The organism is Streptomyces sp. NPDC058246, assembly GCF_042881985.1.
GTDB lineage: Bacteria > Actinomycetota > Actinomycetes > Streptomycetales > Streptomycetaceae > Streptomyces.
In genome coordinates, this window is sequence record NZ_JBHVWZ010000010.1 from 223294 (window position 1) to 236722 (window position 13429).

Genomic DNA, 13429 nt, shown 5'->3' on the forward strand with positions numbered 1-13429 from the left:
CGGTTACCCGCTGGGAGCCATCTGGGAGCCGACCCGCTCCCCAAGCCCCTTTCAGACCACTCGAGACCGCCCCACCCCAACACCCTGATCAGGCCAAACAGCAAATCAACCGATGGTGATCACTCCCGAACCTCATTCGGGAGCAAGCGGTCCCAGAGCAAAATGTGGCTCTCCCGCACGGTCGGTCATGAAGGCACAGCAGGGAGGGAGCAGCAGCATCCTGATTGCGGGCTGCCCCTGCTCCCTGGCCGCTGAGCCTGGCTCGGTCGCCGACCCGACCTCTACGTTGCGGCGCTTACGGTCGCGCTCGTACTTCTACGGGCCTGACCGTGGTCAGGTGTCCATGGTCAGGCTGGCGTTCAGGATCGGGAGCGAGGAGTCGCCGGGGGGTCCAGGGCTTCCGATGTGCCCACAGCAGTGCCAGCCTCGATGATGCCGCCCACGGCATAGACGCAGCTGCCGGTCTCGCCGGGCGGGCAATCAGTGGTCGCTGCCGCCAGGCCGGCACGGGGCGTGGGGAGCGCGGGCAGAGTTGTCCAGGCGTTGGTGGTGGGGTTGTAGGACTCCACCGTGCCCACGACGCCGACGCGGGAGTCGAAGCCACTCGCGGCGTAGATACAGGTTCCCTTCTGCCCCTGAGGGCAGGGCGCGGCCGAAGCCCCAAAGCTGAAGCGGGGAGCGGGCAGTGAGGTTACCGGGCTCCAGGCGTTGCTGGCGGGGTTGTACGACTCCACCGTGCCGATGGCATTGCCGGAGCTGAGGCCACCCGCGGCGTAGACGCATGTGCCAGTCTGCCCTTGTGGGCAGGGCGCGGCCGAAGCCCCAAAGGCGAACCGGGCGGTGTTCAATGAGGCCACCCGGCTCCAAGCGTTGGTGGCGGGGTTGTACGACTCCACCACGCCCACGCCCACGGCACCGCTACCGCTGTTTCCCCCCACGGCGTAGATACAGGTTCCCTTCTGCCCCCGCGGGCAGGGCGCGGTCGACACCCCAAGGCTGTACCGGGCGGTGTTCAATGAGGCCACCCGGCTCCAAGCGTTGGTAGCGGGGTTGTACGACTCCACCACGCCCACGGCACCGCTACCGCTGTTTCCCCCCACGGCGTAGATACAGGTTCCCTTCTGCCCCCGCGGGCAGGGCGCGGTCGCCGCCCCCAGTCCCCAGCGCGGTGTGGGCAGCGAACGCAGGGTCGACCAGGCATTGGTGAGCCGGTTGTACGACTCCACGGTGCCCCGGGTGTCAGCGACAGTGCTGCCGCCGGCGCTGCCGCCTACGGCGTAGACGCAGGTGCCGGTCTGCCCCGGCGGGCAGGGCGCGGCCGCTGCCGCCAGGTCGGCCCGGGGCGTCGGCATTGAAGGCAGGGTCGTCCAGACAGTCCCGTTGGTGGCCGCTGCCGGTAGCGCCCCCACCAAGGTCCCGACGGCGGCGAGGACCGCCACACGTGTGAGGAAAAGACGCCACCACCTGCGGCTGGGGTCGGGCGACTTACTCGTTCGTAGCAAAGCTGGTCTCCTCGTCCGCTGGGTACGGCCCGGGCTGGGGTCCCAACGGTGGCCTGTCCGGGTGAGCCCGTGGCCCGAAGGGTTCCTGGCGGAGCCGACAGGGCCCCGTCTGCCGGACGAAAATCCACCAGATGGCCCCAGCTGGCGTTGCCGGCTCCCGGCCCTGGGCCTGTTCGTGGAGTCCTCTGATACCGCCTGACAGCTGTCGACGGCCGCTGTCAGCGTGCTGGCCGCGGGCTGTCAGTGGGGCCCGGGATCGTCATGGTCATCGAGAACGACGAGGACCTGACGAGGAGTTGTTGAACATGGCGTACGCGATCCGGGCCGAGGGACTGGTCAAGAAGTACGGGGACTTCACCGCCCTGGACGGGGTCGACCTGGAGGTCCCGGCCGGCAAGGTCGTCGGCGTCCTGGGCCCCAACGGCGCCGGCAAGACCACCACCGTGCGCATCCTGGCCACGCTGATGCGCCCCGACGGCGGACACGCCACCATCGGCGGCCACGACATCGTCAAGGACCCGGTCAAGGTCCGGCAGCTGATCGGGCTGACCGGTCAGTACGCCTCCGTGGACGAGACCCTGTCCGGCGCCGAGAACCTGGTGCTCATCGGGCGGCTGCTCGGCCTGTCCCGGCGCGATGCGAAGGCGCGGGCCGCCGAGCTCCTGGAGAACTTCTCCCTCACCGAGGCGGCCCGCAAGCCGATCGCCACCTTCTCCGGCGGTATGCGACGGCGTCTGGACCTGGCCGCCTCCCTGGTCGGCCGGCCCCAGGTGCTCTTCCTGGACGAGCCCACCACCGGCCTGGATCCGCACGCCCGGCAGGAAGTCTGGGAGGTCGTACGGGAGTTGGTCGCCGATGGCTCCACGGTGCTGCTCACCACCCAGTACCTGGAGGAGGCCGACCAGCTCGCCGACTCCATCACCGTCTTCGACAAGGGCCGCAAGGTCGCCGAAGGCCGACCTGGTGAGCTCAAGCGCCGCGTCGGCGGCCAGATCCTCCAGGTCCGGCCCACCGTGGCCGCCGATGTGCCGCAGGTCGCCGGGATGCTCGCCGAGCTGACCGGTCACGCCCCCGCCCAGGACTCCGGCGTACTCACCGTGCCGGCCGACGACCCGCTGATCGTCGCCGCGGTCGCCCGCCGCCTGGACGGCGCCGGCATCACCGCCGACGAACTCGGCCTGCGGCTGCCCAGCCTGGACGAGGTCTTCCTCGCCCTGACCGGACACGCACCCGCCGTCACCGACGACCAGCCCGTCGCCGTGTGAGCCCCCAGCTCTCCCGTTCCGCGCAGACTTTCCCGAGAGGACCCCGTCATGAGCACCCAGCCCCTCGGCACCCACGCCGAGCTCCCCAGCCGTATCGGCCTCGCACAGACCGCCCAGCACAGCCTCGCCCTCGCCGGCCGCGGCGTCACCAAGTTCATGAAGTCGCCGATGCAGCTGGTCGATGTGATCCTCACCCCGATCATCAGCCTGCTGATGTTCATCTACCTCTTCGGGGACGCCATGTCCGGCGGCGACACCGACGGCTACCTGCGGCTCGTCGTCCCCGGCGTCATGGTCATGGCCGTCTTCCAGGCCAGCGTCGGCATCGGCGCCTCGCTCTGCGCGGACGCCAGTACCGGAATCTTCGACCGGTTCCGCAGCATGCCGATCGCCCGCTCCAGCCCCCTGATCGGCGCCGTCCTCGCCGATGTCGTCCGCTATGTCGCCTGTCTGGCCACCCTGGTCGTTTTCGCCCTGGTCATGGGCTACCGCGTCGAGACCGGCCCGGTCGCCACGCTCGCCGCGCTCGCCCTGCTCATCGGCTTCGCTCTCAGCTTCTCCTGGATCTCGGTGTACCTCGGGATGCTGATCAAGAACCCCACCTCCGTACAGGGCCTGATGACCATCCTGATCCTGCCGCTCACCTTCGCCAGCAACGTCTTCATCCCCAGGGACGGCATGGCCGGCTGGCTCCAGGCCTGGTCCGACGTCAATCCCGTCTCCCTGGTGGCCGACACGGTCCGCGGCCTGCTGGGCGGCGGCCCGGTCGCCGGTTCCCTGGCCGGCACCTTCGCCTGGATGGCCGGCGTGGTCGTGGTCTTCTTCCCGCTGGCCATGCGCGCCTACCGCAAGAACGCCGGATGATCCTCCGGCGACAAGCCGGCCGGGCGGGGTCCGCACCCACGGGGGTGGAGCGGACCCCGCCCGGCTGTCCGCGTGACCGCGCGCGCCTCTTCAGATCCGCGGTACCGCCCGCTTGGTCTCGGCCTCCAGCCACCGCAGCGCGTCCTCACGGGAGTACGCGGCCCCCTCCTCGTACGCCCTCTTGAAGCCCTCCTCACCCAGCGTCGCCACGATGCGGTCGACCAGCTCGCACCACTCCGGCTCGCCCCAGTCGAAGGCGCCGCGCATCACCTGGCTCATGCCGAGCGACCTGGCGCCGTCTTCGGGAGCGCCCTCCAGTGTCCGCAGTCCGCCGAGCAGTTCGGCCACCCAGGCGAGCGCGGCGCCCGCTCCCTGGCCGAACAGGGCGCCGGCCGCCTCGGGCAGCAGGGCCCTGGCCCGCACGGCGTCCCCCTCGGCGAGACGGTTCTCGATGCGGGTGCTGACGATCAGGTCGCGGGCCAGTTCCCTGAGGGAGGGGCGCCGGGCGCTCAGCGCCTCAAGACGGTCGAGGGTCGCGTCGGACTGCGCCAGGTCACCGGCCCTGCGGTGGACATTGGCCAGGCCCACGAGGATGTTGGCCTCCAGGCGCAGCTGTCCGCGCTCGCGGGCCTGCCGGTGTGCGGCGTGCAGATCGCGGAAGGCGCCTGCCAGGTCGCCGCTGCGCCGGCGTTCGCGGGCAAGTCTGGCCTTGCTGAGGTAGAGGTAGTCCTCGGTGCCGAGTTCGGAGCTGAGTGCCACGGTTCGTTCGAAGGTGGCGATGGCCTGGCGGTACTCGCCGCGCAGGGAGTGGTCGCGGCCGATCGGGAGCAGGCTCATCACGAGCCCCCAGCGGTCGCCCACCTCCTCGAAGCCGCGCAGGGCCTCGATGCGGGACTCGGCGCCGGTGACCAGGTCGCCCTGTTCGGTGAGGGCGAAGTCCCGTGCCAGGTGGGCGGTGGCCCGCACCCAGGGGTCGGGCGAGTCGAGGGGGTCCTGGTCCGCGGTTCCGCCCGGTCCTGATGCGCCTGCGGGGAAGGAGACTTGGGACATCCGCAGGAGCAGTACGGCCGGGTGGAACTCACGTGCCGTCGCCGACTCGCCCTCGGCGGCCGGACGTTCGCCGACCCCTGCCCGTACGGAATCCCGTGCCTGTACGGAATCCCCTGTCCGTACGGAATCCCCTGCCTGTACGGAATCCCGTGCCCGTACGGAATCCGGCCCGGCGACCTCCGCCAGGTATGTGTCGAGCTGGGTGCTCATCCCCCTGATCCCCCAGTACCAGAACATCGCCCCGACGAAGCGTGCGGCCAGGCTTCCAGTAGGCGCCGCCCCGTCCCGGGCGTCGACGACCGAGCGCAGCGCGAGGACGAGGTTGTCGTGTTCGGCGTCGAAGACCTCGATCGCACGCAGCTGTTCGCTGGTACGGAGGCGGGGTTCGTATTCCTCCGCGAGGGCCAGGAAGTACGCGGCATAGCGCTTGGTGACGGCGTCCCCGGACTCGGCGTCGGCGAGCTGCCTCGCCGCGTACGCGCGTACCGTCTCCAGCATCCGGTAGCGCGGCTCGCCCGTCCCTTCGTCGACGGTGTCGACCAGCGATTTCTCGACCAGGGCGTCCAGGACGTACGGGATGTCGGCGGCCGGAAGCGACGGGTCCGCGCAGACCGCTTCGAGCGCGGGGACGGTCGCGCCGCCCGGGAACACCGACAGTCTGCGGGCGAGGATCCGCTCGGGTTCGTCGAGCAGGTCCCAGCTCCACTCGACGAGCGCGAGCAGGGTGCGCTGGCGGGGCAGGGCGGTGCGGCTGCCCGAGGCGAGGAGGCGGAAGCGGTCGTCGAGGCGACGCGCGATCTGCTCGACGCTCATCGAGCGGAGCTTCGCCGCGGCCAGTTCGAGGGCGAGCGGCATCCCGTCGAGCCGTCGGCAGACCTCGACCACGGCGTCGAGGGTCAGGTCGTCGAGCGTGAAGTCCGGCCGGACTCCGGCGGCCCGGTCGACGAAGAGGCGGACGGCGGGCGACTGCGCGGCCTCGGCGGGCTCCGGTGATCCCGTCGGTACGTCGAGGGGGCCGAGGTGGCACAGGGACTCGCCGGTGATGGCGAGGGCCTCACGGCTGGTGGCAAGGATCCGCAACTCCGGGAGGTGGTCGAGGAGTTCGGCGGTGAGTTCCGCGGCCGCCTCGACGAGGTGCTCGCAGTTGTCGAGCAGGAGCAGGGCGTCGCCGCTGCCGAGGAGCCCGGCCATGCGCTCGACCGGGGTGGCCCGGTGCCCCTGGCCGGCGTCGTAGAGGCGGCCGTCGGTGGAGCTGAGGGCGCCGAGTACCGCGTCGGCCAGCTGATCCGGTGCGCTCACACCGGCGAGCGGCACGAACCAGACCCGGCCGCGCGCGTGGGCGCGGTCCCGGGTGGCCGCTTCGAAGGAGAGTCGGGTCTTGCCCGCGCCGCCGGGGCCGACGATGGTGACGAGCCGGCTGTGGACCAACTGCCCGCCGAGCCGACTCAGTTCACCGTCACGGCCGACGAAGCTGGTCAGCCTGGCCGGGAGGCGGCTCGCGGCGGCCTCGGCCCGCTCGACAGGCGTCTCCAACTCACCTCGCAGCAGGGCCAGATGGATCTCCCGCAGCTCGGCCGAGGGAAGGACACCGAGTTCGTCGTCGAGCCGCTCCCGTATCGCCTCGTACACCGCGAGGGCGTCGGACTGCCGTCCGGCCGCGAACAGCGCCCGCATCCGCAGCCCGGCGACCCGCTCGCTCAACGGCCGCTCGGCACCGGCCGCTTCGAGGTCGGCCAGCACCTCTCCGTACCGTCCGAGTCGCAGCTCGGCATCGCAGCGGTCCTCGGCCGCCGCGGTCCGCAGATCGTCGAGCCGGGTCGCGACGGGCCCGGCGAACGGGGCGTCGAGGACATCGGCGAGCGCCGCGCCCTGCCACAGCCCGAGCGCCGTCCCGAGCAGCGAGGCCGCCTCGCCAGGCCGCCCGGCTGCGAGTTCCCGCCTGCCCCGAGCGGTCAGATCCTCGAAGCGGTGAACGTCCACGTCCTCGGCCCGCACCGAGAGCCGGTAGCCGCCGGACGCGGACTCCACCGCCGCGGACCCGCGCAGCACCCTGCGCAGCCGGGACACCAGCGCCTGCAGCGCGTTGGCCGCGTCGGCGGGCGGCTCCTCTCCCCACAGGCCGCTGACGAGCGAGTCGGCGGACACCGTCCGGCCCTCTTCGAGCGCGAGCCTGGCGAGGAGCATCCGCAGCCGGGCGCCACCCACCTCGACCGGCGTCGCATCGTCGGCGTACACCTGAATCGGTCCAAGCAGCTCTACGCGCACCACGGCGCCTCCCCGTCCGGACCGACCGGCCCCTACCGTGTCGATCATCCCTCCAACGCCGGGTCAGCATCACCCACCTGACGTCCCCGGTAAAGGGCCTCCGACACCGGACGGCGGATCGGCGTCCGGTTCGGATGGCGTGCGGTGATCAGGTGACACCGAGCCGGCGCGGCATTCCTCCAAGAAGCGCTCGAAGAGCAGCAAGCTGTCGCCGTCGCCCTGTTAATCCCTCGACAGCGCACAGGCGGTCCGGGATGCTTCACCCCCATGACTCGAACCGACACGCCCCCCGCATGGGACGAACGCACCCAGCTGAACACCTTCCTCGACTACGCCAGGGCCACCGCCCGCGCCAAGTGCGAGGGCGTCTCGCCGGAGGGCGCCCGCCAGGCACTGCTGCCCGGGTCCCCGTTGATGACCCTGTCCGGGCTGATCAGCCATCTCCGCTGGGTCGAGTACTCCTGGTTCCAGGTGGTCTTCCTCGGCGAGGAGGACGCGGGGCCCTGGACGGACGAGGACCCCGACCGCGAGATGCGCATCGGCGTCGACATCCCGCTGCCCCAGCTCCTGGACGAGTACGAGGAGCAGAGCGCCCGCTACCGCAAGCTGGTGGCCGACCACGACCTGGACGCCAAGGCGCAGCGGCCCATCCGCGACGGCCGCCATGTCGACCTCCGCTGGATCCTCCTCCACCTCATCGAGGAGACGGCCCGGCACAACGGCCACCTGGACATCCTCCGCGAGCTCGTCGACGGTGTGACGGGTGACTGAACTCATGGGAGAGGCAAGCGCCTCGAACCCGGTCATCCGTAGCCTCACGTTCGACTGCACCGGTGACCCGTACGACCTCGGCCTCTTCTGGAGCGAGTTGCTCGGCCGTCCGCTCGCCGACGACGACAAGCCCGGTGACCCGGAAGCGCTGATCGTGGACCCGTCCGGCGGGCCGGCCCTCCTCTTCGTGCACGTCCCGGAGGACAAGGCGGCCAAGAACCGCATCCACCTCGACCTGAAACCGCAGGGCCGTACCCGGTCGGCGGAGGTCGAGCGGGCGCTCGCCCTCGGCGCCCGCCGCATCGCGGACCACACGCGGCCCGACGGGGGCGGCTGGGTGGTCCTGGCGGATCCGGAAGGCAACGAGTTCTGCGTGGAGCGTGGGGAGTCGGAGTGACGTCGGTGGCGAATCCGCGCCTGGAGAAGGTGACCGCGGAGAACATCGACGCAGCCATCGCGCTGAAGGTGCGGCCGGACCAGGAACGCTTCGTGGCCCCCGTGGTGAAGTCGCTGGCCGAGGCGTATGTGCACCCCGAGACGGCCTGGCCCCGCCTGATCTTCGACGGCGAGGAGCTGGTCGGCTTCGTGATGGCCTTCTTCGAGATCCGCTTCAACCCGGAAGACCCGGACGACCGGCCCCGCTCGGGCCTGTGGCGCCTCAATATCGCGGCCGGCCGGCAGGGGCGCGGCTACGGCCGTTTCGCCGTCGAGGCCGTCACGGAGGAGATCCGCAGGCGCGGCGGCCAGAAGCGCGTGACGGTCACCTGGGCCGAGGGCGAGGGCGGCCCCGAGGAGTTCTATCTCCGCCTCGGTTTCCGCCGCACCGGGGAGCTGAGCGGCGACCAGGTGGTGGGAGAGCTGGACCTGAAGGACGCCTGAGCCCACCGGGCTCCGGATCGGGTCCGGCGTGAGCACGTGGGTGAGCGGCGCGCGATCGTCGCCCCGGGTGGGGCGGCGCGGGCCGAATCGCGGGTTCCACGCCGCGCCGCTCGGCACGGCGGGTTCCACGCCGCGCCGCTCGGCACCGGTCCCTCCCCTCGTGCGGACCGGTACCGAACGGCGCGGGCGGCGTCGATCCACGCCGTGCCGGCGTGGATCGAGGAACGGCGGGACCCGTGGTCGGCGCGACAGCGGTCCGGAAGGGACCGTCTCCACGGATCTCTCGTGCTCAGGCGACGAGACCGTCGCCGCCGTCTCGTGGCTCCGGTGGAGGATGACCGAGAACGTGCGGCGTCATGAGGTGTCTCTCCGAGCGCTGAGCTGGTGGGCCGCCTGGGCGACGCCCGGTTGGTGCGTTACTGCGTCGTGATCCTGCCAGTTGTGGCTTCCGCCGAGGAGGTTCCGTCGTCCGGACAACGGCCTAACCGCAGGTCAGCCATATAAGGTGAGTTTTCCGGTCCGGATGTCAGGTGCGCGGGAAGTAAGGGGTGGAGGCCTTGAGTTCCGACTCAGGGGCACGTACAGCCTTCGCGGAACGGCTCGCGCTGCTGTACAAGGAGGCCGGCAACCCTCCCCTCAAGCGCGTGGCCGAAGCGGTCGTCCAGCTTCAGCGGGTCGACGAACGAGGGCGGCCCGTACGGGTGTCCGTCCAGCGGATCAGCGACTGGCGGCGGGCCAAGAACGTGCCCGCCCAGTTCGCCGCCCTCGCGGCGGTGCTGCACATCCTGATCCCCGCGGCACGACGCTCGCGGCCCGCCCCGGTTTCCACCGGCCTGTACGACCTGGCCCAGTGGCAGCGCCTGTGGGAGCGCGCGGTGGCCGACCCGGTCGGCGACCGCCCCGCGGCCTCCGCGGAAGGGAAGGAACAGCCCCCGGCCGAAGCTCCGGCCGTCCCCGGTGGTGTGTGCCCGTACCGGGGACTGGCTTCGTACCGTCAGCAGGACGCCCGGTGGTTCTTCGGCCGGGAGCGCAGTACGGATGCCCTCTTCGCTCAGCTCCGCGCGGCGGAGCGGACGGGGGGCCTGGTGATGCTCGTAGGCGCCTCAGGGGCGGGAAAGTCCTCGCTGCTGAACGCCGGCCTGGTGCCCGCGTTGCGAAGCGGCGCGCTGGGTGACGAGAACAGCCCGGCGGGAGAGGTACTCCAGCTCGTGCCAGGAGGCGATCCTCTGGCGGAGCTGACCCGCCGGATCCCCGAGCTCGGACCCGTCGTCTCCGCGACGGGTGAACCGGCGACGGAGGAACCGGCGGCGAAGGAGAGCCGCGGTCCGCACTTCGCGCACGCGGTGAGAGAGGCCGTCACGGCGTGGGCGCGACGCGAGACATCCTCCGCCACTCGTCCGGTCGTCATCGTGGACCAGTTCGAAGAGGCGTTCACCCTCTGCTCCGACGAGGCGCGCAGGCGCACCTTCGTCCAGCTCCTCCACGCCGCCTGCACACCCGCGGACCCGCATGACCCGGCCCCCGTGCTCATAGTCCTCGGCATACGAGCCGACTTCTACGAGCAGTGCCTCGGGTATCCCGAACTGGCCGACGCGCTCCAGCACCGGCACATGGTGCTCGGGCCGCTGACCACCACGGAACTGCGCGAAGCGGTGACCGGTCCGGCGAAGGCCGTGGGACTGGAACTCGAACCGGGGCTGGCCGAGCTGATCGTCCGGGAAGTGAGCGACGACGGCCCCCGCGGAGCGCACGACGCGGGCGTACTGCCGCTCCTCTCCCACGCCCTGCTCGCCACCTGGCAGCGGCGGAAGGCGGGCCGGCTGACGCTGGCCGGATACCGCGCGGCGGGCGGAATCCAGGGGGCGGTGGCGGCGACCGCCGAGCGGGCCTGGACCGGCCTCGACCCGGCGGCACGGACAGCCGCCCGGCTGCTGCTCCTCAGGCTGGTCCGGCTGGGCGAGGACACGCAGGCCACCCGGCGGCGCGGGACGCGACGGCAGCTCGCGGAGGAGTCCACGGACCCCGACAAGACGGAGGAGTCGCTCGAAGCGCTGGTGCGCGCCCGGCTGGTGACGCTCGACGCGGAGACCGTGGAGATCACTCATGAGGCGCTGCTGCACGCCTGGCCGCGCCTGCGCGACTGGATCGACGAGGACCGGAACGACCATCTGCTGCGCCAGCGGCTGGAGGAGGACGGCCGCTCCTGGGAGGGCTCGGACCGCGACACCTCGCTGCTCTACCGGGGTTCCCGGCTTGAGCAGGCCCACAGCTGGGCGAAGTCCGCCGGTGACACCTTTCTGACCCGGAGCGCGGTGGAGTTCCTGGCCGCCTCGGTCAGGCTGCGCAGGCGGACGGTCTGGATCAGCCGCGGCGCGGTGTCGGCCCTGGTCGTGCTGGCGATGCTGGCCGTCGGCGCCGCGGTGGTCGCCTGGGAGCAGCGCAACGACGCGGTGTTCGAGCAGGTGGTCGCCGAAGCCGATCGCGTCCAGTACACGGATCCGTCGTTGTCCGCCCAGCTCGACCTGGTGGCACACCGCCTGCGCCCGGGCGACGAGGGCGCGAACAACCGGCTGATCTCGATCGTGAACGCGCCGCTGGCCACCCCGCTGCTCGGTCACACCGGCGCCGTCTACCTCACCTCGTTCAGCCCGAACGGGCGGATCCTGGCCACCGCCAGCTACGACCGGACCGTACGCCTGTGGAACGTGGCGGACCCGACGCGCCCCAAGCCACTGGGCAAGCCCCTCACCGGCCACACGAGCTGGGTGAGCAGCGCGGTCTTCAGCCCGGACGGACACACCCTCGCCAGCGCCTCGGACGACGGCACGATCCGGCTGTGGAACCTGTCGGATCCCCGCCACCCGAAGCCCATCGGCGCGCCCCTGACCGGCCATGACGGCACGATCTATCTGCTCGCCTTCAGCCCGGACGGGCGCACGCTGGCCTCCGCCGGCGAGGATCACACCGTGCGCCTGTGGGACATGGACGACCTCGGCCGGCCGAAGACCGTCGGCACGCTGACCGGTCACAGGGCGGCCGTACGCTCGGTGGCGTTCAGCCCCGACGGACGGACGCTGGCGGCCGGCGGCGACGACAACACGGTCCGGCTGTGGCACGTGGCCGACCCACGTCGTCCGACGCCGCTCAAGGCGGTGCTGACCGGTCACACGGGCACGGTGCACTCGGTGGCCTTCAGCCCGGACGGCCGTACGCTCGCCAGCGGCAGCGCGGACGACACCGTCCGGCTGTGGAACGTGGCCGACCCGGGGCACGCGGCAGCGCTCGGCGCGCCGCTCACCGGACACACCGGTCCCATCTGGTCCGTGGCCTTCAGCCCCGACGGCGCCATGCTCGCGGCCGGCAGCGCCGACAGCACGGCGAGCCTGTGGAACGTCAGCGATCCGGCGTACCCGTCGCAGGTCGGCGAGCCCCTCGCGGGCAGCAGCGGGGAGATGTACGCCGTGGGCTTCAGCCCCGACGGCAGGACCCTCGCCACCGGGAGCGGCGACAGCAAGGTCCGGATGTGGTCGATTCCGACGTCCGACATGATCGGCCGCATCGGGGCGTTCCGCCCGGACGGTCAGGTGCTCGCCACGGCCGCGATCGACGAGAAGGTCCGGCTGTGGAACGTACGGAATCCCGGCCGTCCCGTGGCGCTGGGCAAGCCGTTCATGCCCGGCGAGGGTGACGTGCGGGCGCTGGAGTTCTCCCCGGACGGCCACACCCTCGCGGTGCTGACGGGCAGCCGCGCCGTGCAGTTGTGGAATGTCACCGACCCGGCCCGGCCTGTCCCCCACGGGCCGCCCGTCGCGCTGCGGACCCGGTTCGCGGGCCCCGACGCACTGGCCTTCAGCCCGGACGGGCGCACCCTGGCGACCGCCTACGACGACCGCACCATCCAGCTGTGGAACGCCGGCGACCCGTCCCACCTCGTCCGGCTCGGCGCGCCGCTCACCGGCCACAAGGGGTACGTCAACTCCCTGGTCTTCAGCCCGGACGGCCGCACCCTCGCCAGCGGCAGCGCGGACGACACCATCCGGCTGTGGAACGTGGCCGACCCGGGGCACGCGGCAGCGCTCGGCGCGCCGCTCACGGGTCATCTCGGCCCCATCAACACGCTGGCCTACAGTCCGGACGGCCATACGTTGGCCAGTGGCGGCGACGACAACACGGTCCGGCTCTGGAACATCACCGATCCGGCCAGGGCGACCCGGCTGGGCTCCCCCCTCACCGGCCACACCGAAGCGGTCGTGTCGCTGACGTTCAGCCAGGACGGTGCCACCCTCGCGAGCGGCGGCAACGACAACACGGTCCGGCTCTGGAACGTGGCCCTTCCGGCCGACGCCACTCCCATCGGCCAATCACTGAGCCCGAACGCCAAGACCGGCAATTTCCTGTCGTTCAGCCCCGGAAGCCACATGCTCGGGGTGTCGAGCGGCGCCGATACCGTGCGGCTGTGGAACCTGGACGCGGACGAGGCCATTCGCCGTATTTGCGCGACCACTCGGGGTGTTCTGACCGCGGAGAAATGGCACGAGTACCTGCCCCGCCTGTCGTATGAGCCGCCGTGCGGACGGTAACGGGACCGTGATCCCGCTCACAACTCCTTGTCACAGCCGAGCAGTCGGCTCCCGCCGCACAAGCAGCCTTGTTACTGTTGGCCTCAGCCCGATCGCTGGTGCATCCCCCGTCGCCAGCGGTCGGGCGTTTCCATGTCCTGCGGCGAACAGGAACATCGTTGCCCCCGGCAGGCATCTAATTGCGTGGTGTTTTGCGACGCGGCAGGGCAGGTGGCCCGCATTACGGCAATTGCCCTCAGGCGTATTACGGCAG

The 13429-nt window shown here is 71.4% G+C and carries 8 protein-coding genes; 6 read left to right on the forward strand and 2 right to left on the reverse strand.

Annotation, left to right across the window (positions count from 1 at the left end; translation table 11 throughout):
- Nucleotides 1-359 precede the first annotated feature (359 nt).
- On the reverse strand, nt 360-1352 hold the full coding sequence (locus ACFVXA_RS17830) for a Kelch repeat-containing protein (protein ID WP_390025511.1): 993 nt from the start codon (nt 1350-1352) through the stop codon (nt 360-362).
- A gap of 455 nt (nt 1353-1807) precedes the next feature.
- On the opposite strand from ACFVXA_RS17830, the gene ACFVXA_RS17835 reads away from it, so the two are divergent.
- Both ACFVXA_RS17835 and ACFVXA_RS17840 read left to right on the forward strand, forming a co-directional pair.
- The gene (locus ACFVXA_RS17835) at nt 1808-2767 is read left to right on the forward strand and encodes an ATP-binding cassette domain-containing protein (protein WP_389932474.1); all 960 of its coding nucleotides are present in this window, start codon (nt 1808-1810) and stop codon (nt 2765-2767) included.
- Between the two features lie 48 nt (nt 2768-2815).
- Entirely contained in the window at nt 2816-3631 is an 816-nt protein-coding gene (locus ACFVXA_RS17840) for an ABC transporter permease (protein WP_390025513.1), read from the forward strand.
- A 90-nt stretch (nt 3632-3721) separates the two neighbouring features.
- Here ACFVXA_RS17840 and ACFVXA_RS17845 read toward each other — a convergent pair whose 3' ends face one another.
- On the reverse strand, nt 3722-6949 hold the full coding sequence (locus tag ACFVXA_RS17845; protein ID WP_390025515.1) for a BTAD domain-containing putative transcriptional regulator: 3228 nt from the start codon (nt 6947-6949) through the stop codon (nt 3722-3724).
- A gap of 264 nt (nt 6950-7213) precedes the next feature.
- On the opposite strand from ACFVXA_RS17845, the gene ACFVXA_RS17850 reads away from it, so the two are divergent.
- From ACFVXA_RS17850 to ACFVXA_RS17865, 4 genes are all read left to right on the forward strand, one after another.
- Nucleotides 7214-7717 carry a DinB family protein gene (locus tag ACFVXA_RS17850; protein ID WP_362027094.1) on the forward strand — a complete coding sequence of 168 codons (504 nt, stop codon included), beginning with the start codon at nt 7214-7216 and terminating at the stop codon, nt 7715-7717.
- 4 nt (nt 7718-7721) lie between these two features.
- Nucleotides 7722-8114, forward strand: coding sequence for a VOC family protein (locus ACFVXA_RS17855; protein WP_362027097.1), 393 nt, complete (start codon nt 7722-7724; stop codon nt 8112-8114).
- Nucleotides 8115-8119: 5 nt separating this feature from the next.
- Nucleotides 8120-8596, forward strand: a complete 477-nt coding sequence (locus ACFVXA_RS17860; protein ID WP_390025517.1) for a GNAT family N-acetyltransferase — start codon at nt 8120-8122, stop codon at nt 8594-8596.
- 548 nt (nt 8597-9144) lie between these two features.
- Nucleotides 9145-13176: an AAA family ATPase gene (locus ACFVXA_RS17865; protein WP_390025519.1), complete on the forward strand. Its 4032-nt coding sequence runs from the start codon at nt 9145-9147 to the stop codon at nt 13174-13176.
- The last annotated feature ends 253 nt before the right edge of the window (nt 13177-13429 follow it).